At 36.7% G+C, this 21,073-nt stretch carries 16 protein-coding genes and 1 pseudogene; all 17 read left to right on the top strand.

Annotated elements, in window-relative coordinates; translation table 11 throughout:
• Window positions 1-586 precede the first annotated feature (586 nt).
• The 17 genes and pseudogenes from FC64_RS04020 (at window position 587) to dnaJ (ending at window position 20,954) form a co-directional block, all read left to right on the top strand.
• On the top strand, window positions 587-1,693 hold the full coding sequence (locus tag FC64_RS04020; protein ID WP_057906663.1) for an acyltransferase: 1,107 nt from the start codon (window positions 587-589) through the stop codon (window positions 1,691-1,693).
• A 255-nt stretch (window positions 1,694-1,948) separates the two neighbouring features.
• Window positions 1,949-2,911, top strand: coding sequence for a glycosyltransferase family 2 protein (locus FC64_RS04015; protein WP_057906662.1), 963 nt, complete (start codon window positions 1,949-1,951; stop codon window positions 2,909-2,911).
• Between the two features lie 21 nt (window positions 2,912-2,932).
• Entirely contained in the window at window positions 2,933-4,525 is a 1,593-nt protein-coding gene (locus FC64_RS04010) for an ArnT family glycosyltransferase (protein WP_057906661.1), read from the top strand.
• A gap of 25 nt (window positions 4,526-4,550) precedes the next feature.
• Window positions 4,551-6,221, top strand: coding sequence for a glycosyltransferase family protein (locus tag FC64_RS04005; RefSeq protein WP_057906660.1), 1,671 nt, complete (start codon window positions 4,551-4,553; stop codon window positions 6,219-6,221).
• Between the two features lie 34 nt (window positions 6,222-6,255).
• Window positions 6,256-8,969 (top strand): annotated as a pseudogene (locus FC64_RS07550) (YfhO family protein).
• Between the two features lie 104 nt (window positions 8,970-9,073).
• A complete protein-coding gene (gene rimP / locus FC64_RS03985) occupies window positions 9,074-9,547 on the top strand; it encodes a ribosome maturation factor RimP (protein WP_057906656.1) in 474 nt (157 codons plus the stop codon).
• A gap of 25 nt (window positions 9,548-9,572) precedes the next feature.
• Window positions 9,573-10,709, top strand: coding sequence for a transcription termination factor NusA (gene nusA, locus FC64_RS03980; RefSeq protein ID WP_057906655.1), 1,137 nt, complete (start codon window positions 9,573-9,575; stop codon window positions 10,707-10,709).
• Between the two features lie 12 nt (window positions 10,710-10,721).
• Window positions 10,722-11,024 carry an RNase P modulator RnpM gene (rnpM, locus tag FC64_RS03975; protein ID WP_057906654.1) on the top strand — a complete coding sequence of 101 codons (303 nt, stop codon included), beginning with the start codon at window positions 10,722-10,724 and terminating at the stop codon, window positions 11,022-11,024.
• Window positions 11,017-11,322 (top strand): YlxQ-related RNA-binding protein, encoded by a 306-nt coding sequence (locus FC64_RS03970; protein ID WP_057906653.1) that lies wholly within the window; start codon window positions 11,017-11,019, stop codon window positions 11,320-11,322. The genes rnpM and FC64_RS03970 overlap by 8 nt, the downstream gene beginning before the upstream one ends.
• Before the next feature lie 63 nt (window positions 11,323-11,385).
• The gene (infB, locus tag FC64_RS03965; protein ID WP_057906652.1) at window positions 11,386-13,728 is read left to right on the top strand and encodes a translation initiation factor IF-2; all 2,343 of its coding nucleotides are present in this window, start codon (window positions 11,386-11,388) and stop codon (window positions 13,726-13,728) included.
• Window positions 13,729-13,748: 20 nt separating this feature from the next.
• Complete coding sequence (rbfA, locus tag FC64_RS03960) at window positions 13,749-14,108, top strand: 30S ribosome-binding factor RbfA (protein ID WP_057827964.1); 360 nt, start codon at window positions 13,749-13,751, stop codon at window positions 14,106-14,108.
• A 79-nt stretch (window positions 14,109-14,187) separates the two neighbouring features.
• Complete coding sequence (gene truB / locus FC64_RS03955; protein ID WP_057906651.1) at window positions 14,188-15,108, top strand: tRNA pseudouridine(55) synthase TruB; 921 nt, start codon at window positions 14,188-14,190, stop codon at window positions 15,106-15,108.
• A 4-nt stretch (window positions 15,109-15,112) separates the two neighbouring features.
• Window positions 15,113-16,072, top strand: coding sequence for a riboflavin biosynthesis protein RibF (gene ribF, locus FC64_RS03950; RefSeq protein ID WP_057906650.1), 960 nt, complete (start codon window positions 15,113-15,115; stop codon window positions 16,070-16,072).
• A gap of 108 nt (window positions 16,073-16,180) precedes the next feature.
• A complete protein-coding gene (hrcA, locus tag FC64_RS03945) occupies window positions 16,181-17,209 on the top strand; it encodes a heat-inducible transcriptional repressor HrcA (protein ID WP_057906649.1) in 1,029 nt (342 codons plus the stop codon).
• Window positions 17,210-17,225: 16 nt separating this feature from the next.
• On the top strand, window positions 17,226-17,825 hold the full coding sequence (gene grpE, locus FC64_RS03940) for a nucleotide exchange factor GrpE (RefSeq protein WP_057906648.1): 600 nt from the start codon (window positions 17,226-17,228) through the stop codon (window positions 17,823-17,825).
• A gap of 29 nt (window positions 17,826-17,854) precedes the next feature.
• Entirely contained in the window at window positions 17,855-19,720 is a 1,866-nt protein-coding gene (dnaK, locus tag FC64_RS03935) for a molecular chaperone DnaK (protein WP_057906647.1), read from the top strand.
• Between the two features lie 106 nt (window positions 19,721-19,826).
• A complete protein-coding gene (gene dnaJ / locus FC64_RS03930) occupies window positions 19,827-20,954 on the top strand; it encodes a molecular chaperone DnaJ (RefSeq protein WP_057906646.1) in 1,128 nt (375 codons plus the stop codon).
• The last annotated feature ends 119 nt before the right edge of the window (window positions 20,955-21,073 follow it).

Genomic DNA, 21,073 nt, shown 5'->3' with positions numbered 1-21,073 from the left:
TTATTTAAAGCTGAGTACACATTTCTCTTTTGGGATACTTTGGCGTTTTGAATTATTTTTGTTAAACTTCTAGTATATGAAGTAAGATTCTACTATTTAGGAATTAAGAAGAGGTTAAAGATCTATAAATTCTAAGTTTGCTGACCTTTAAGTAGTGGAGTGTATAGTAAAAATCAAAGTACGGCTTTAAATCAGTTAATTGAGTGGGGATGTGAATTAATTGAATTGATTTTAGATTTATGGATGAGCTATATCGTTCTGGTTGATTTTCTTTGGGAAGATTTGCCGAATAAGATTAAGGATTTAATTAGCAGCATTTTAACTTCTAAGAATCTTGAAAGAAACCGCCATGCAATAAAGAAAAAGTGGTAACGCCATAAAACCTTAAATATCCATAAAAAATTTAAATCAAGCTTGATTTATGAATAATTAAGGATAAAATAAAAATATCAAATTAATGATTGTACGGTGGAGCGTAGTGTTGCGTTCCATTTTTTTGATGAGATAAAATTATTAAAAATATTTGACCTTTAGTCAATCTTTCATTAAATTAGGTACTGATACATAAATAATTAGAGGTGTAATTGTGGGATTAAAGAAAGAGAGAAATTCGAACTTTGAATTATTGAGAATTATCGCAATGCTTTTCATTATCTTCCACCATTCAGTTGTTCACGGATTGTTGAATAATAATACAAGTATTGGTGGCTGGACGCCAGTTGCTACCAATGTTTGGTTAACAACCTTTACGGGTCAGATGGTCGCAACGCTGGGAAAGGTTGCTGTTGGAATCTTCGTAATGATTTCAGGGTATTTTTTAGTAAATTCTTCGATCAACGGGAAGAAATCTTTCAAAAAGATTTTGATGTTAATCGTTCAAGTTTATCTTTACTCAATCATCATTTACTTTGTTGCCGTGCACTTTAAATGGGTAAATCCCAAGAATACGATTGTTCTTCAACAAACGTTCTTACCGCTTTTCTATAATAGTTGCTGGTTTGTAAGTGAATACATCTTATTATATTTGGTTTATCCGTACATCAACGTTGCATTACATAATATTACCCGCCAGCAATACCGGAATTTGATCATCATCATTGCCATTACGTTTACGCTGGTTCCAACACTGATTCCGAATTTTGGAAGTTATGGCTGGTATGGTCAATTGGTTGTCTTTATTTTGTATTATCTTATTGGCGGTTATATCCGTCTTTATGGTACGAAGCATGAATGTCTTTTAGGAACATTCTTGACAATTGCTGGGGCTATTTTGATGGCAGCCGTGATCTTTTACTATGACTACATGGGCGCAACGACGCATAATCAACAGTTCTATCACAATAGCTTTATCAATATTGCAGGACAATTCAGTCCTTCAATTGTTTTAATGGCAACGGGAATCATTTTGCTTTTCAAGAATATACATCTCGGCCACAACCGGTTGATCAACGCAATTGCGGCAACCACCTTTGGCGTTTATCTGATTCACGATAATCCAATCATGGAGCAAATGATTTGGCTTAAGTGGCTTAAAATGCCAGCTTTATTGGTTCCAAATGTAAAACATTACTTGATTATAGCGGTAATTGTGTGCCCGTTGATTTTCATCATTTGTTCGTTGATCGATTATGTCAGAATTTTGATTTTTAATGCAATTTCATTTGTCTTTAACAGATTCAGCAGAAGTAAATAGCTGTAAGATGGTGGAATACTGAAGGGTGTCTCACCTTTTTTGATTTATGAAAAATCAATATTGATCTAGCGAAAAGTATTTGACGTTTAATCAAAATTTTTTTAAAATTTATATTAGTTAACTGATATTGATATTTAAGCAATTTCGCTGTATAGAGAAGTTGCTTTTTTTGTGAAGATAAAAAAGAATTTATTTTTGAAATAAAATTTCATAATCTTTTTCTGTACAATAATTACTGTATTGAAAGGTCAAGTAATGAGAAAAGAAAAAATATTAACGATTATTGTCCCATGTTACAACGAAGAGGCAGTATTACCAGAAACTGTTAAAGAGCTTGGGGAAGTTCTTGAAAATATGATTGATGAACGAAAAGTTGCTGATAACAGTAAAATTTTGTTTGTCGATGATGGTAGCAAGGATAAAACATGGAGTTTAATTCAAAAGTTTGAAGAACAACATGATTATATTGCTGGAATCAAGTTCAGCCGGAACTTTGGTCACCAAAATGCACTAGTTGCTGGCTTAACAACGGCAGTTAACTATTCAGATATGATGATTACAATTGATGCTGATCTTCAGGATGATATCAATGCCATTCCAAAGATGGTTCGAAAGTACCATGAGGGGAAGGACATTGTCTACGGTGTACGGAACAATCGTGATACCGATACAGCATTCAAGCGAAAGACGGCGCTTGTATTCTATGATTTGATGAAGAAGTTAGGGGTTAATATGGTTCCAAATTCCGCTGATTATCGGTTAATGAGTAAGCGAGCAGTCGAAACATTGCTTCAATTTAAAGAACGAAACTTGTTCCTGCGTGGAATGGTACCAATGGTTGGCTTTCCATCAGCTAAGGTTTACTACGCGCGAAAAGAGCGTTTCGCCGGCGAATCAAAATATCCATTAAAGAAAATGATCAAGTTTGCGTTAGACGGAATCACTTCGTTTTCAACAGTTCCTATTAAATTGATTATGGGCTTAGGAATTGGTGTTGTCTTTATTGGAATTATTTTAATGATTTATACTTTTATTCAGCGTTGTTTCGGGCATGTTGTTGCTGGTTGGTCATCAATGATGATTTCAATCTGGGTTCTTGGTGGAGTTCAAATGATTTGTATCAGTGTGATTGGAGAATATATTGGTAAGATTTATTCTGAGGTAAAAGGTCGTCCAAGATTTACGATTGAGGAAGATGATTATTCGGATAAGTTTTAGTTAAAAGGAAGAGGAGTAGGAATGAGTGGAATTATAACCTTAAGTATTTTATTCTTCGTTTTAGGGATTATTTATATCGTTGTTAAAAGTGATATAAATACTATTCAAAAAATTGTAATTGGTGGATGTTTAATTTTTTTCACTGTATTTGAATTAGTTCTATTAGGAAAAATTCCTGGATTCTTTGGTGATGAATCTTTTGCGATGTATGATTCTTGGGCATTGGCTCATTATGGAATCGATTCACATTTAATGCATAATCCAGTATATTCATTATCTTCTGGAGGACAATCTGTTTTATATGGACATTTAGCAATTCCTTTTATGAAAGCTTTCGGGATGAATTTAGCAGCATTTCGATTTCCAATGGCTTTTTTAACTATTTTCAGTGTCATATTCTTAATATATTCACTACTAAGGATAAAGATAAATTCCAATTATGTAGTTGGTATCACTATCTCATTAACGACTTGTGAATGGTTATTAATGTATGGAAGATGGGCATTAGACTGCAGTATTGTTGTGCCATTTTTTATTTCAATTTTAGGATGTATTTTTATATCAGTATCAGAACATAAAAAAATATACGGTTACATTTCACTATTTTTGATTGCTTTACTTTCATATTGTTATGTAGGATTATGGATAATTTTACCTTTCTTATTTGCATGTGTTATTTATATTCAACTTAAATGTAAGAATTTTAATCAGAAAGATATCATAGCAAGTATTTTGGTTAGCTTTATTTTATTAATTCCAATAATTTGTTATTTACTTGTTCAATTTTGTGGTGTTAAACCATTTAAGATTTTATGGTTTTCTGTTGGGGCTCTTGGGGCAACGCGTGCAGGAAGTTCAATGATTACCTTCAAAGGAAATATAATTGACAATATAGTAAACAACACATTTGATAGCTTGAAACAATTAGTAACGGGAAACGATTTAATGTTTCATTCTAGCATTCCTAATTATTCGATCATCCATCTATTAATGTTTGTTTTAGCGGTTATAGGATTATTTGGAAGAAAAAATAATAAAGAAGACAAATTCTCAAAGAATTTAATTTTGTTATCATTGATGTTAGTACCTATCTTATTACTTGTACTCCCCAACTTTAATCACTGGTCAATTATAATAGTTGTTTTGAGTATATGGTCAGGATTAGGACTTGGAAAATTATTGAATTTAAAGAAAAAATTTATCATTAAAGCAATTACAATAGGTATAATTTTCATTTCAACAGGAATATTTACAAATTATTATTTTACAGATTATTTGAATAAGGAATTAACAATAAATCAGTTTCCTGGATATATTATTAATTTTAAAGAATCAAGAAATTTTATTTCAAAACTTAATAAATTAAATGTAGATAATTATTATGGTATTCCATTTGACTGTGATTCGTTTATGCGATGCTTAGAAGATCCAAACCCCAACGATATGGATTCGTTACAAAAGTATCATACAGATCTTCCACAACAACTTCAATCTGGAAAATCTGCTTACATAGTTCAAACAAAAGACGTTGATAATTATGACTATTTAAAATCATTATCTTACATAAAAATGAATGTTAATGGACATAGTTACACTGTATTTTATAACAAATAATTAATATGTTAAGGAGGAAATATTGGTGCAGGAGAATAATAAAAAGAATATTTCTACATCATTTAAATTAAACGATAATGTAAAACGTAACTTAATTAGAATTATATTTTTTATAATTTTAAGCTTTTGTTATTTAATATTTTTCTTTAATACAAAAGGACAGCCAATTATTAAAGCAGATATTGATGGCCAATTTAATTTTTCAAGAGTCATGAGTCTTGAAAATATTTGGAAATCACCGATTAATTTTAAATATTTTCAACATAATGCGTCTGCTGTTAATTTAATGTATCCTTGGGGAACTATTTACCCAATGTATTTGTTAATCAAATTAACTGGAAGTTTGGTTGGCGGTTATTATATTTATTTTCTCTTAATAACATTTGCAACTCTTGAAATTACATATCAATGTGTAAAACGTATGAAACAAACAACGCTTCCATCGATTTTTGCGGCTATATTATATACTTTTGCTATTTGCCGTACTTCAGATATTTATTTTCGAGTAGATATGGGAGAAGTTATTTCAATGACTTTCTTCCCACTTGTCTTGTTGGGAATTTTCCAAATTTTCTATGAAAAGACTCCACACTGGAAAACTCTTGTTATTGGAATGACGTTACTTGTTTATACTCATGTTTTATCTTTAGTAATTGCTGCATTATTAGTCTTATTTTTTATTTGTTTAAATTTAGTGAAAAAACAAATGAATAAGCAACGTTTTATTGCATTACTTAAGGCAACAGGGATGAGCATTGTACTAGGACTAGGTTTTCTTGTTCCAATGTTACAAACGATGTTAACTGTTAAAGTAAATGGGCCAGGACCGATGAATTTATATGTATGTTCGTTAATTCCACGTCAATTACTTGATTGGTCATTAAATAACATCGCGGGTAGTAGAGATGTCTTTAATCCAGTATTTCTAATTTTATTTGTTGTAATTATTTTGAATTTGAAGAAAATTAAAGGATTTTTTAAAGATGTATTGTTTGCGGCGGTTTTCTTTACATTTATTACAACATCACTTTTCCCATGGGATGTTTTTCAGAATATGTTTGGTTTATTACAATTTCCATGGAGATTTATTACAATGGCATCGCTTCTTTTCCCAGTTGCAGCAAGTGAGTTAGTTAAGGATTATCAAATAAATTATTCGCAGAGTAAGTCAATTAAGCTATTTAATGTTTTAATTTTAGGAGTTTTATTTGCTCATTGGGGGACAATGACTGGTGTAAATCAGATGGATGGCTATCATGTAGGATCAAATAGTCACTTTTATTTGAGTCAAATTACAAAAAAAGCAGATTTTAATGGATTAGGTGATTATTATCCAGCAAAATCTAATGGAGATGCAGGATATATAAGTGACTATAAAATATATGCAAACGATAATTGGCAACATGTAAAACATAAAATGTCTGATTCATATAATATGAAATTCAGTTATGATTCTGATGGTTCAACGACAGCCATTTTACCTGTTTACTTTTTCCCAGGTGAAAAGGTAACTGTTAATGGGGTTCATCAAGCAGCACAGCCTTCAGATGCTGATGGAGCAACTCAAGTTAATTTGGTAGATGGCAGTAATAAGATTGAAGTTAAATATGGATATACATTATTAGCGCGGATTGCGTGGTTGATTTCAATTATTGTATGTATAATTTTCAATATTAAAATTTTTAAGCAACATTAAAATAGAAGAAATTCATAAACAGGAGTAAGGTGTAATGGACATTAAAAACAAGAGTGATTCTATTAAAAAGATGCTTGGAAACAATAGAGAAAGAATTATTAAACGAAGCATATATTTTGGATTACCGTTTATTGTAATGTTAGTTGTTTTTGCTCTTTTAAAAATGACTCCATTTGGAAATTCTTCAATTTTAACTTGGGATATGGGAGAGCAATATATCGACTTTTTTGCTTTTTATCGAGATACCTTACTTCACCATCCTTCTCAATTATTATATTCTTTTACGAATGGAATTGGTGGTGAAACCATTGGATTATGGGCATACTATTTATTAAGCCCATTTAATTTGATTATGTTATTTTTTAATAAAAGTATTTTACCAATTGGAATTTTACTTTTAACTCTAATTAAATATGGATGTGCAGGTTTTGCTATTGGATATTTTTTAGAAAAAACAGATTGGATTAACCCAAGATGGATTCCAGTAGCAACAGTATGCTATTCATTGATGGGATGGATAATAGCTAACCAACTAAATTTGATGTGGCTTGATGCTTTGATATTTCTACCGTTTATATTATATGGAATTGAAAAGCTTTTTGATGAAAATAAATCATTTTACTATACATTATTTTTAGCATTGATTTTATTTATCAATTTTTATATGGGATATATGATATGTATCTTTGTTGTATTATATTTTGCTTGGACGGCTGTACGTAAGTGGAATGGCTGGAAAAATTTTGGAAAGAGATTTACTAGATTTGGAATTAGCTCAATATTAGCAGCTGGATCTGTTAGCTTTTTATTGCTTCCTACTTTTTTTGATATTACAAGGAGTAAGGGAGTGTACACTCAACGTTCAATTCAAGCAACATTTGAATATGCTCCATGGAAGATGCTAACTAAATTTATAATTGGAGCTTTTAATGATGGCCAAGTTCAAGGTGGACCTCCAAACTTATTTGTTGGTGCAGTGATTTTATTTGGAGTTATTTTTTACTTTTTATCTAAAAAATTTCTTGGAAAGAAAAGATTGCGGCAACGTTGGTATCGGCATTTATGTTTTTTGCCATGTGCTGGCAACCATTAGATATTTTGTGGCATGCATTTCAGGCACCTGTTGATTATACATACCGTTTTAGTTATATAGTAACTACATGGATGATTTTATTAGCACTTAGAGGATTAAGTAAATTAGGAAAACCAAGGCTTTATCAATTGATGATAGCTTTCTTTATTCCTATTCTTTGTTGGATCTTTGTTTTTATAAAACATAGTAAAAAGTTGGATTATTTAACCGTTCCTAACATGATTGCGACCCTGATATTTATGATTTTGACTTTTGGAGTCATAGTATGGATATTAGAATGTCATAATAAAAAATTTAAGGAAATCCACCTTACCGAAATTGCTGAACTTCTATTATTATTTTTAATGATAGGAGAGTGTGGATATAATGGCTATCAATCGTTAAAATCAATTGGATTTGCTCAAGCAAATACATATACTGACTTTGTTGCAAACCTTGATCATGATATTACTTGGATTAGTAATCGTGAAAAATCAACAGATTTTTACCGAATTGGAAAAACTTTCCAAAGAAGTGAAAATGATTCAATTAATGTAGGCTATCGTGGAATGTCTGGATTTACATCTACTCAAAATACGGCAGTTACTGGATTTATGAATTCAATGGGACAACTAATTATTTAGGAAAGGAAAGCTATGTTGAGGGGGGATTTATTAGTTGACTCTGTTATGGGTGTAAAGTACTTTATGGCACCAGTGGATCAATTTAGTAATTTAGCAAATTCAAATGATATGACACCTCCTTCATCATATCGCCCAGACATTTCATTCTATACTCCAGTAAAAAAGTTAAATGGAGTAAAGATTTATCAAAATCTTTTAGCATTATCATTGGGATTTGCTGCCAGTAAGGATGTTATTTCAGCTGATAAATTTCCATCTAGCGATTTTACTGCAGATGATCAATCATATCTGTTAAATAAGATTGTTGGATCAGATGAAACGTTTTTTGAACCCGTTAACTATCAAGTTAAATTGGAAAACTGTTCACTTAAAGGCGGACAAACAGGGTTGTTACAGACAATCAATAAAAATGAGTCATCATCGTATGAATTAATTTTAGAGAACGTTTCAGCTGAACCGTACTATGTTCAATTAACAACTGATATTTTATGGAATGCAGTTGTAACAGTTAATGAAAATGGTGTTCCAGGTGTTGGAAATGGCTCTCAACCGATGTTGTTCAACGTTTGTGCAAATTCTCCTGGAAGTATAATAAAAGTCAAAATTTCACCGTATAATGGGAAACCAGTTAGCCTAAACGATTTAATTGCATATAAATTTAATATTTCAAATTTTGAAAAAACGATGCGTTCCGTTATGAACAACCAATTACAACTTACATATAACGGAAAGCTTCAGTTATGTGGAACGATTGATATGCCTGGCGGAAAAAAAGATGTGATGATGACATCGATTCCTTATAATAAAGGATGGACAGCCAGAGTTGACGGACAAAAGGTAAAGACGTATAAGGCGTTTAATACTTTTGTAGCAATTAAGGTTCCAAAAGGAAAACATCATATCGAATTGTCATTCTGGCCACCATTATTAACAGCAGGAATTATTGTTTCATTAATTACTTGGTTAATTTTGGCACTATGTTGGAAATATGAAAAAAGCAAAATTCCTAATAATTTGAAAAATTCCAAATAATCTGTTACACTACTTGTTGTATTTTAATAACTCGGTAAGAGTGAGCAGCGATGCTCACTCTTTTTGATGAATGGAGTTATTTAGCAAAACGAGGAGGATATTGAGTGAGCAGTGTAGTAGAAACTGTAACTGATTTAGTTACACCGATTTTAGACGACCATCATTTTGAATTGGTGGACGTTGAATTTGTAAAAGAAGGTAAAAGTTGGTACTTGCGCGTGTTCATCGATAAGCCGGAAGGAATTACGATTGATGAATGTGCAATGGTCAGTGATCAATTAAGCGAAAAGCTTGATAATTGCGACCCGGACCCAATTCCGCAAGCATACTATCTTGAAGTTTCATCACCGGGTGCCGAACGTCCTTTGAAAAAGGAAAAAGATTATCAACGGGCGCTTGGTAAATACATTCACGTTTCTTTGTATCAGCCGTTTGAAGGCAGTAAAATATATGAAGGAACGATGACGAATTTGTCAGCCGATGAATTGACGATCAAATATCAAGATAAAACACGGACCAAAACAATTACGATTCCTCGGAATAAAATTGCGAAAGCTCGTTTAGCAATTAAGTTTTAATCAAATATACTAAGGAGAAATTTTCATGAGTAAGGAATTACTAACTGCGTTAGACGTTCTTGAAAAGGAAAAAGGCGTTAAGCGTGAAGTTGTTATTGAAGCATTGGAAAATGCATTGGTTTCTGCATATAAGCGGAATTACGGCCAAGCTCAAAACGTTGAAGTTGAGTTTGATGAAAAGAAGGGCGACATTCACGTATATGCGGTTAAGGATGTTGTGAATGAAGTCTTTGATTCCCGGTTGGAAGTTAGCTTGGATGACGCATTGCAATTAAACAAAGCATATGAAATTGGCGACCAAATTCGATTCGAAGTTACGCCAAAAGACTTTGGTCGGATCGCCGCTCAAACTGCAAAGCAAGTCATCATGCAACGGGTACGTGAAGAAGAACATAACGTCATCTATAATGAATACATTAAGTATGAAAATGAAATCGTTACGGGTGAAGTTGAACGGCGCGATAACCACTTTATCTATGTTAACTTAGGTAAAGTTGAAGCCGTTTTGTCACGCAAGGACCAAATTCAAGGTGAAGAATACAAGTCACACGACAAGATCAAAGTTTACATTTATAAAGTCGAAAATAGCTCAAAGGGCCCGCAAGTTTTTGTTAGCCGATCACACCCTGACTTGTTAAGACGATTATTTGAACAAGAAGTTCCTGAAATTTATAACGGTGAAGTTGAAATTGTTTCAATTGCCCGGGAAGCTGGCGATCGCGCCAAGGTTGCTGTCCGGGCAACGATCGACAACTTGGATCCGGTTGGGACCTGTGTTGGACCACGGGGCGAACGGGTTCAAAAGATTGTTAACGAATTAAAGGGTGAAAATATGGACATCGTTAAGTGGGATGAAGATCCGGCAACCTTTATTGCCAATGCATTGAATCCTGCTGATGTATTAGCAGTTCGGTTTGATCCTGAAAATGAACATGACTGCATCGTTGTTGTTCCTGACGACCAACTTTCACTTGCAATCGGAAAACGTGGTCAAAATGTTCGGTTGGCTGCCCGGTTGACTGGTTATAAGATTGACATTAAGTCAGAAACCGATGCTGCAGAAGAAAACTTAGAAGATAAGACGATTGCAGAACCAGTTGAACCAGCTGTTGAAGAAGAATCAGTTGAAACCGAACCAACTGACGAAGGTTCAGAAGAATAAGAGGTTTAAAAAATGGCACAACGTCAACGGAAAATTCCGATGAGAAAAGATATTGTAACTGGCGAAATGCTTCCTAAAAAGGAGCTTGTTCGGGTTGTTAAGAATAAGGAAAACGAAGTTGCAATCGATCCGACAGGCAAGCAAAATGGTCGTGGCGCATACATCCATCTCGATGTTGATGTTGCAAAGCAAGCCAAGGAAGAAAAGATATTTGACAAGGCATTTGGAATTAAGATCAGCGATGATTTTTATGATGAATTAATTGCTTACGTTGATCACAAGGTCGCACGGATTAAATTGTTTGGTCATGAATAAAAAGCAAGTTTTAGATCTGCTTGGACTAGCGCAACGAGCGCGCAAAATCACGACTGGCGAAGATTTAGTTTTGAAGAAAATTCGAAAGCATCAAGTACAGGTCGTCTTTTTAGCCGCGGATTGTGGACAAACAACGCAAAAAAAGTTCTCTGATAAATGTCAGAGTTATCATGTTCCATTAGCAACGAATTTTACGCGCGCAGAGCTAAGTGTTGCGATTGGACAAGTGCGTTCGATCATTGCAGTTACAGATTCCGGTTTTGGAAAGAAGTTAAAATCATTATTGTTTTCTGAATAATGCGGATCCCATTTCGCGTGAAAACGTAATGATTTGAAATACGCGAAATGGAGGGATTTGCATATGAGTAAAAAGAGAATATATCAAATCGCACATGAATTAGATGTCAGCAGTAAAGAAGTGATTGCTGCTGCGAAGAAGAATGGCATCAAGGTTGGCAATCACATGTCAATGCTTGATGAAAATGAAGAAAAAATGGTTAAAAAGAGCTTAGGCAAAGGTCAAAAGCCGCAAAGAAATCAAGCACAACCAGCTAAGAAGACTGATTCAAAGTCGGTTCAAACTAGAGGTTCTCATAATAACAATAATAAAATGAAACAAAATCATACAAATCAAAATCACGGACGCAATGATCAGAAGAACAAGAACTTCAAAAATCAACGTCCAACAAATAATCATTCAAACCAAAATAATAACCATGTGAAGGCTCAATCACATGATCATGATAATGTTGAAAATGGAAATCATTTCAGTAACAACAAGAAGTTTAACAAGAAAAACAAACGCAATGGTGGCTTCAATAACAGCAATGATTTCCAACGCAACAAGTTTAATAAAAAGAACAAAAAAAAGAGCAAAAAGGAACGGCGTCAAGACCGGCGGAATCAAAAGAAGAACCCAGTTCCGCAACGCAAGAACAAGCCGTTACCAGAAACGCTTGTTTACACGGTCGGCATGAGTGTTGCTGATATTGCGAAGAAGATCCACCGTGAACCAGCTGAAATTATTAAGAAGCTCTTTATGATGGGTGTAATGGTCAACCAAAACCAATCCCTTGATAAAGATACGATTGAAATCTTAGCTGATGATTACGGTATTAAGGCTGAAGAAAAAGTCGAAGTCGATGTTTCAGATATCGATAAGTTCTTTGAAGACGAAGAAAAGAACCACAAACATCTTGAAGCACGGCCACCAGTTGTTACGATCATGGGGCACGTTGATCATGGGAAAACAACCTTGCTTGACCATTTACGGCATTCACACATTACTGCGGGTGAAGCCGGAGGAATCACACAGCACATCGGGGCTTATCAAATCAAGCATGATGGCAAGACGATCACTTTCTTGGATACTCCAGGACACGCAGCTTTCACTAACATGCGGGCTCGCGGTGCTGATATTACCGATATTACCGTTTTAGTCGTTGCAGCTGATGATGGAGTGATGCCGCAAACAATTGAAGCAATCCACCACTCACAAGCAGCTGGAGTTCCAATCATTGTTGCGGTTAACAAGATTGATAAGCCCGGTGCAAATCCAAACCACGTTATGGAACAATTGACTGAATATGGCTTGATCCCTGAAGACTGGGGTGGTGACACGATCTTCGTTGAAATTTCAGCTAAGTTAGGTCAAAACATCGATGAATTGCTTGACATGATCTTGCTTCAAGCTGAAATGATGGAATTAAAAGCTAACCCGAAGCAACATGGTGCCGGCTCAGTAATTGAAGCTCGGCTTGATAAAGGTAAAGGTTCCGTTGCTTCATTGCTAGTTCAACAAGGAACACTACATGTTGGTGATCCAATCGTTGTCGGTAATACCTTTGGTCGGGTTCGGACAATGACGAATGATCGCGGTAAGGATGTTCGCAAAGCAAAACCAGGTACACCGGTTGAAATTACTGGGTTAAATGATGTTCCTGATTCAGGTGACCGGTTCGTAACATTCAATGATGAGAAGACGGCGCGGGCAGCCGGTGAAAAGCGGGCTGAACAAGCATTGATCAAGGAACGGAATAAAACAACGCACGTTACATTGGACAACTTGTTTGATACAATTAAAGAAGGCGAAATGAAGGAAGTTGATTTGATCATCAAAGCTGATGTTCAAGGTTCCGTAGAAGCTCTTGCTCAAAGTTTCCAAAAGATCGACGTTGAAGGCGTGCGGGTCAATATTATTCACCAAGCCGTTGGGGCAATTAATGAAAGTGATATTACTTTAGCCGAAGCTTCAAATGCGATTATCATTGGGTTTAACGTGCGGCCAACACCGCTTGCTAAGCAACAAGCCGATGCGGATGGCGTTGATATTCGGTTGCACAATGTTATTTACAAGGCAATCGATGAAGTTGAAACGGCGATGAAAGGGATGCTTGAACCAGAATATCAAGAAAAGGTTACTGGTCAAGTTGAAATCCGTGAAACTTATAAGGTATCGAAGTTGGGAACGATTGGTGGAGCATACGTCATCGATGGTTACATCCAACGCGATAGCGGCGTGCGGGTCATCCGAAACGGCGTGGTTATTTATGATGGAAAACTTGCAAGTTTGAAACGTTTCAAGGATGATGTTAAACAAGTTAAGGCCGGCTACGAATGTGGTTTAATGATTGAAAAGTATAACGATATTAAAGTTGGCGATCAACTTGAAGCATATGTAATGGAAGAGGTTCCAGTTGAATAAGATTAAGGGAGGCTGGTAAAATGGCACAACAAGTACGAGTTGGCCGACTTGCTCAAGAAATTCAGCGTGAGGTCAATGATATTTTGCAAAAACGTGTACGTGATCCGCGAGTTCAAGGGGTTACAATTACTGGCGTCGAAGTAACTGGTGATTTGCAACATGCAACGATTTATTACAGTATTCTTTCAGATTTAGCTTCAGATGCAGAAAAAACACAACGGGGCTTAGATAAGGCAACGGGCTTGATTCGGCGTGAATTAGGCCACCGCTTAAGTATCTATGTCACTCCTGAAATTAAATTTGAACAGGACGAATCAGTGCGGTATGGTGACCACATTGATGAATTGTTGAACAAGCTTCACCAACAAGATAAGTTTTAAGTAAGAAGGTGTGACGAAACCATGGAATTCGAGGTGGTTTGGTCGCACCCTTTTTGGTATAGAAAGAGGAAGTGAACAAATGGACGGAATTTTACCACTTTACAAGGATCGTGGGATGACCAGCAACGATGCCGTAATGAAGTGCCGTGGAATCTTTCAAACGCGGAAGGTCGGGCATAGTGGCACTCTTGATCCGAATGTCGATGGCGTCTTGCCAATATGTATTGGTAAAGGCACGAAAACTGTTAATTATTTAATGCAGTCCGGAAAGAAATATCATGGTGAAGTCACGTTGGGGTTTGCAACGACTACCGAAGATCTCGATGGTGAAAAAGTTGAAGAAACGCCATTAAAGCAACCATTTAATGATGATCAGATTCAGCAAATGATGGATTCAATGACGGGTGAAATTATCCAAATTCCGCCAATGTATTCGGCCGTTAAAGTTCATGGCAAAAGGTTGTATGAATATGCTCGGGCTGGCGAAGAAGTTGAACGGCCGCAACGCAAAGCCACGATCAAGTCTTTTAAACTGACAGCCCCAAGTGAATTTAATACGGCAACGGGATTACAAAAAGTTAAGTTTGAAGTGGAATGTTCAAAGGGGACCTATGTCCGAACTCTGGCCGTTGATTTAGGAAAGAAGCTTGGTGTGGCTGCAGTGATGTCAGACTTGACCCGTCTTCAAAGCGGTGGTTTCACGCTTGACCAGACAATTTCATTGGCGGAGTTGCAAAAATTAAAGGATCATGGGGAGAATTTGCAAAAGGTACTTTTCCCGGTCGGCTTTGCTTTCCGCAAATATCCGCAAGCTGAATTAACGGACTTTCAGTGGAAAATCGTAAAAAACGGCGGTTTTCTTCAAGCGAAATACATGCATACGGATGTCCCATTGTTAGTTCTGAACTTTAGTGGGAAAACGCGCGCATTATACAAGTATGATGCAGCTAAAAAGGTATACCGCCCAGAACAAATGATTGATTTAACTGAGGAAGGATAAAAACATGCAAGTGATTGAAATTTCTGAACCGCTTGATTTGCAAAAAATTCCGAATGAGGATGTCGTGCTTGCAATGGGTTTTTTTGACGGTGTTCATCGTGGTCATCAAGCGGTCATTCAACAAGCTAAGAAAATAGCGGTTCAACGTCATTTAAAACTTGCAATTATGACATTTGATCGTTTTCCGAAAATTTACTTTCAAGATATTGACCCGGAAACGGTTAAGTATGTTACTCCGCTTGATCATCGTTTAAAGTTGTTTGAACAGCAAGGAGTCGAAATTGCATATGTTGCATGTTTTGATCAAACAATGGCTCAACTTTCACCACAGAACTTTGTTGATCATTTCATGGTAGGTTTACGAGCCAAGGTTGTTGTTGCCGGGTTTGACTACACATATGGTAAACCAGACGTGGCAAACATGGAGGCTTTACCGCAGTTTGCACAAGATCGGTTTGATGTTGTGACTGTTGATCGGCAAGCGTTGAATGCTGAAAAAATCGGGACAACGCAGATCAAGACGGCCCTTGATCATGGCGACATTCAAAAGGTCAACCAACTGTTGGGTTACCGGTTCAACTTTCCGGGGAAAGTCGTTCACGGTAAAGCCCGTGGACGCGAACTTGGATTTCCAACATTGAATATTCAGCCCGCAAATGATCAATGGATTCCTGGAATCGGCGTGTATGCCGTTCGGGTTAAAGTTGACGGTCAGTGGTATCAAGGAATGTGTTCAGTTAGTCACAATGAAACGTTTGGTAATAATCCGTTAACAATCGAGATTAATCTTTTTGATTTTAACCAAATGATTTATGGCAAAGAAGTTGAAGTCGAGTGGGATCAATACTTGCGCGCATCGGTTAAATTTGAATCAGTTGACCAGTTGATTGCGCAGTTGAAGCAGGATAAGATCGATGCCCAGGAGTATTTTACAAAAGGTTTTAAACAATTAGCACTCGATTGATTAATCTGCTAAAAAAGTGGGTAAAACCCTTGACGCAGGTACAGATATTATGTAATATATAATTGACTTAGCACTTGAGGGTGTTAAGTGCTAAAGAGGTGATTGTACATGTTAACAGATAGACAATTGTCAATTCTGAAAGCCATTATTCAGAATTACACGGATGTCGGGCAGCCGATTGGGTCTAAAAAGTTGCAAGAACAATTGCCAATTCACGTAAGTTCAGCCACCATTCGGAATGAGATGGCCGCACTTGAACGTCAAGGTTTTATTATGAAACAGCATTCAAGTTCAGGAAGAATTCCGTCGCTTGAAGGGTATCGTTACTACGTTGATAATTTGCTTGAACCGGATAAACTTGACTGTAACGTTGTCAGTCGGATTCGAAAATCATTGAATAATGAGTTTGCGAAGGTTGATGATATTGTTGCTTTGTCCGCTCAGCTGTTATCACAGATGACGAATTACGTTGCGATTTCATTAAAACCTTGTTCAAATGACGTCGTGGTCGAAGGTTTCCGGTTGGTTCCATTAGGTAATCAGCAGGTAATGGTTTTACTGGTTACTAGCGATGGTTCCGTTGAAAATCAAATATTCAGTATTCCTGAAAATATTCACGGCGATCAGCTTGAAGCGGTGATCCGGTTGATCAACGAAGAAGTTGTCGGATTACCGTTGAGCGAAGTTTCAGAACATTTGATCAAAGCCATTCCGCAAGTTTCAAGTTATTTGCGCGATTCGAATGATTTTATCGAAACGTTTGGCAATATTCTTGATAAAGCAGTGCGCGAACACATGTACGTCAGTGGCAAGCACAATGTTTTGGATTTTGTTCAGGATGATGACCTCGAAAAGGTCAAGTCGTTATATTCACTGATCGACCGGCCAACTGATTTACGGAAACTCGTTAAAAGCAATGGTGAAGATGTTGCTGTGAAGATCAATGATGATCATGATTCAGCATTGAATTACAGTTTAGTATCTGCAACTTACGATGATGGTAATCATGGACATGGGTTAATTGCAATTCTTGGACCAACGAATATGCATTATTCGCAGGTGATCGGAATGTTGGATACGTTCCGGGATGAATTATCAAAGCGGTTAATCAATTACTACCGAAATTTTAACGAATAGGAAAAGGGGTGTTGATTTGGTTAAGAAAGAAGAAAAGCGGACAAATAAGAAGGCTGCTGAAGACTTAAATGTTGATGAAAAAGAGCAAAAGCATGTTTCAAAGAAGGCGGTCGAAGATTTAAATGCTGAGTCAAATGAACAAACTGATAACCAATCAGATTTGGAACAGCAACTTGCTGATCTGCAAGCTAAGTGCGATGAAGTGGAAGATAAATATCTTCGTGCCGAAGCTGAAATGCAAAATATGACAAAGCGGTTCAAAAATGAACAAGCTCAATTATTGAAATATGAAGGTCAGAAACTTGCAACTGAAATTTTGCCAGTGATGGATAATCTTAATCGAGCATTACAAATTGAAGTTGAAGATGAAGCTTCAGCTCAATTGAAACACGGAATTGAAATGGTTGCTAAGGACATGGAAAAGGCCTTAAAAGATAATGAAATTACAAAAATCGAAGCATTGAATCAGCCATTTGATCCAACGAAACACCAAGCAGTTAAAAGTGTTCCCGTTGAAAAGGGACAAAAAGCTGAAACCGTCGTTGAAGTTTACCAAGATGGTTATATGCTCAAAGATCGTGTTTTACGTCCAGCAATGGTCGTTGTCGCACAATAATAAAATAAATAGAAAGAGGTTTAATTAGAATGTCAAAGATTATTGGAATTGACTTAGGAACAACAAACTCAGCAGTTGCTGTTCTTGAAGGTAAAGAAGCAAAGATTATTACAAATCCTGAAGGAAATCGGACAACACCTTCAGTTGTATCATTCAAAGATGGTGAAACTCAAGTTGGTGAAGTTGCAAAGCGGCAAGCAATTACAAATCCGAATACGATTTCATCAATCAAGCGTCATATGGGTGAAGAAGGTTACAAGGTAACCGTTGATGGTAAGGATTACACTCCACAAGAGATTTCAGCAATGATTCTTCAGTACATCAAGGATTACGCTGAGTCATACCTTGGCGAAAAGGTAACTCAAGCTGTTATCACTGTTCCTGCATATTTTAACGATGCTCAACGGCAAGCAACAAAAGATGCTGGAAAGATTGCAGGTTTGAAAGTTGAACGGATCGTCAACGAACCAACTGCCGCAGCCTTAGCTTATGGTTTGGACAAGACTGACAAAGATGAAAAAATCTTGGTTTACGACCTTGGTGGTGGGACGTTTGATGTTTCAATCCTTGAATTAGGTGATGGAGTATTCCAAGTTCTTTCAACAAACGGTGACACCCATCTTGGTGGGGATGACTTCGATAACGCCATCATGAATTGGTTGATCGAAAACTTCAAGAAGGATAATGGAATTGACCTTTCACAAGACAAGATGGCAATGCAACGGTTGAAAGACGCTGCTGAAAAGGCAAAGAAAGACTTATCAGGCGTTACATCAGCTCAAATTTCATTACCATTTATCGCTGCTGGCGAAAGCGGTCCATTACACTTGGAAACAACTTTGACCCGTGCTAAATTCAACGAATTGACGCATGACTTAGTTGAAAAGACTCGGATTCCAGTTCAAAACGCTTTGAAGGATGCCGGATTAACAAACGATGATATTGATGAAGTTATCTTAGTTGGTGGTTCAACTCGGATTCCAGCCGTTAAGGAACTTGTTAAGAACGAAACTGGTCATACACCAAATGAATCAGTTAACCCTGATGAAGCTGTTGCTTTGGGGGCTGCGATCCAAGGTGGAGTTATCACTGGTGATGTTAAGGACGTTGTTTTACTTGATGTTACACCATTGTCACTTGGAATCGAAACAATGGGTGGTGTGTTCACGAAGTTGATTGATCGGAATACAACAATTCCAACATCAAAATCACAAGTGTTCTCAACTGCCGCAGATAATCAACCAGCCGTTGATATTCACGTATTACAAGGTGAACGTCCAATGGCTGCTGATAACAAGACATTGGGTCGTTTCCAATTAACAGATATCCCAGCTGCTCCTCGTGGTGTTCCTCAAATCGAAGTTAAATTTGATATCGATAAGAACGGGATTGTAAATGTTTCAGCTAAGGACTTAGGAACAAACAAGGAACAAAAGATCACCATCAAGAGTTCTTCAGGATTATCAGATGAAGAAATTGATCGTATGGTTAAGGAAGCTAAGGAAAACGAAGCAGCCGACAAGAAGCGGAAAGAAGAAGTTGATCTTAAGAACGAAGTTGATCAATTATTATTCCAAACAGACAAGACCCTTGAAGAAATCAAAGGCAAAGTCGGTGAAGATGAAGTTAAGAAGATCGAAGATGCTCGCGATGCTTTGAAGAAGGCCCAAGAAGCAAACAATGTTGATGATATGAAAGCTAAGAAGGATGACTTGACAAAACTTATTCAAGATATGTCAGTTAAGTTATACCAACAAGCTCAACAAGCACAACAGGCTCAAGGTGGTGCCGCTGACGGTGCAGCTAATGCCGGTAATGCATCATCAAACGATAATAACGATGACAACACAGTTGATGGGGACTTTAAAGAAGTAGACCCAGATGACAAGAACTAATTGTCATTTAATCGGATAAAAAGTCAAAGTCCGCTTTGGTCTTTGACTTTTTATTTTAACAAATGGTAGGTTAAAACAGAGATTATGAAAAAGTTGGAGGAAAACAATGGCTCAAAAAGACCCATATGAGGTTTTAGGTATCAGCAAAGATGCGTCTGATGCTGAAATCAAAAAAGCTTATCGAAAACTTTCAAAGAAATATCACCCTGATTTGAACCATGAACCAGGAGCCGAAGAAAAATTTAAAGATGTTAACGAAGCTTATGAAATTTTAAGTGATCCGCAAAAAAAAGCTCAATACGATCAGTTTGGAACAACTGGCGATCAAGGATTTGGGAGCGGCGGTGCCGGTGGTTACGGAGACTTTGGCGGTTTCAGTAATTTCGGCGGCGCCGGTGGCTTTGAAGATATTTTTGGTTCATTTTTTGGGGGCGGCAGTGCTCGAAATCAAAATGCTCCACGGCAAGGTCGAGATTTACAGTATGAAATGCATTTGACTTTTGAAGAAGCAATCTTTGGCAAGAAGACCGAAATTGAATACAATCGGGAAGCCGTCTGCAAGAACTGTAATGGTTCTGGGGCTAAACCAGGGACATCGCCGGTTACATGTTCAAAATGTCACGGGCGGGGAGTTATTCAAGTTGAACGACAAACGCCGCTTGGCCGTATGATGACCCAACAAGAATGTGATGTTTGTCACGGAACCGGAAAAGAAATCAAGGAAAAATGCCCAACATGTCATGGAACTGGCCGGGTAAGTGAAAAACATGCGGTTGAAGTAACTGTTCCTGCTGGAGTGGAAGACGGCAATCAAATGCGTTTGCAAGGTCAAGGTGAGGCTGGATATAACGGTGGTCCTTACGGTGATCTGTTTATCATCTTTAGTGTTGCTTCAAGCAAGATATTTAAACGTGACGGCGCTGAGATCTACCTTGATCAACCGATCAGTTTTGTTCAAGCAACGCTTGGTTCGGACATTCAAGTTAAAACTGTACATGGCGATGTAAAATTAACTATTCCGGCCGGAACACAATCAGGAACGACTTTCCGGTTGAAAGGTAAAGGAGCACCAAAATTGCGTGGTTCAGGTAACGGCGATGAAAAAGTTACCGTTCATGTTCAGATTCCAAAGAAGCTAAACAAAGGTCAGCGTGAAGCTTTGAAGTTATATGCGAAAGCATCAAATGAAAAAGTCAATGAAGGGTTCTTTGACAAGTTAAAAGATAAATTTTAGGTAGGAGTGACAAAACAGTAAAACCGAGCTACTTGGAAGTTCGTTTGTTTTGGAACTCAATTATGCAGATAAATAAAGAGGATGTGACTTCTGCCACATCCTCATTTTGTAATCATTGT

It is taken from the genome of Ligilactobacillus araffinosus DSM 20653, assembly GCF_001435375.1.
Lineage (GTDB): Bacteria > Bacillota > Bacilli > Lactobacillales > Lactobacillaceae > Ligilactobacillus > Ligilactobacillus araffinosus.
The sequence above is the reverse complement of the archived record's forward strand: the minus strand, read 5'-3'. Positions and strand labels throughout refer to the sequence as shown.